The sequence below is a fragment of the Yinghuangia sp. YIM S10712 genome (assembly GCF_051388935.1).
GTDB lineage: Bacteria > Actinomycetota > Actinomycetes > Streptomycetales > Streptomycetaceae > Yinghuangia.
Map to the genome: position 1 here is coordinate 1 of NZ_JBPKBI010000001.1, position 712 is coordinate 712.

At 63.6% G+C, this 712-nt stretch carries 1 protein-coding gene; it reads left to right on the plus strand.

The window, feature by feature from the left end:
• A partial coding sequence (locus tag ACRX5W_RS00005; RefSeq protein WP_436785766.1) for a hypothetical protein occupies nt 1–194 on the plus strand: 194 nt, incomplete at its 5' end.
• Nucleotides 195–712 lie beyond the last annotated feature (518 nt).

The following is a 712-nucleotide window of genomic DNA, read 5'->3' on the forward strand; positions in this document are numbered from 1 at the left end:
GCACTGAACCGACGCTGGGGGTCAATTTTCCGAGACCCGCAAGGGGTCAAATTTCAGGGAGCGTTGACAAGCTGACGGGTCAGATCGAGGTCTCGCCGAACGGCGGAGGCGATGAGCTGTTCGCCGGGGCTGTAGCCCATGCCGACGAATGCGAAGTCGACGACGACGCGCGCCGGTTCGTCGATCTGACGTAGCCGCAGGGTGGTTCGTCATTGGCGGCGGCTTCGACCTGGCCGCCGCTGTCCACTCGGGGAACGGGGAGCAATGACAGCGGGAGGAGTTCCCTGCGGAGCCTTGCTCGTGGACCGTGCCCGTCTCCGTCTTGACGAGGGTGCACGACCCACCGGCGATCTCGCAAAGTTCGAATTGCCGGAAATGCCGGACTGGCAAAAGGAATGCTTGGAACTAGCGGACACCCACGGACACCCACGGACACCAGTGGACAAGATCTGGACGCTTGGCATGTAAGCCAGATCACACCGGATTTGTTTCCAGGGGACACGGGAATACCGGTCAATCCATACGAAACGGCTTTCGGTCGTCCGCCCGTGGCGGACCGCGACTCAGCCGAGGCATCGGATCATTGCGCCAAGCGAGGCGTAACAGCACTACCGCGCCAACGCGACGGAACCGCGGCGATCCGCAAGCGTCGCAGCGGCGCGGCCAAACTTTCTTTACTGGATCAAGGCGGCGCGCTCGCGCGCCGCGGGGG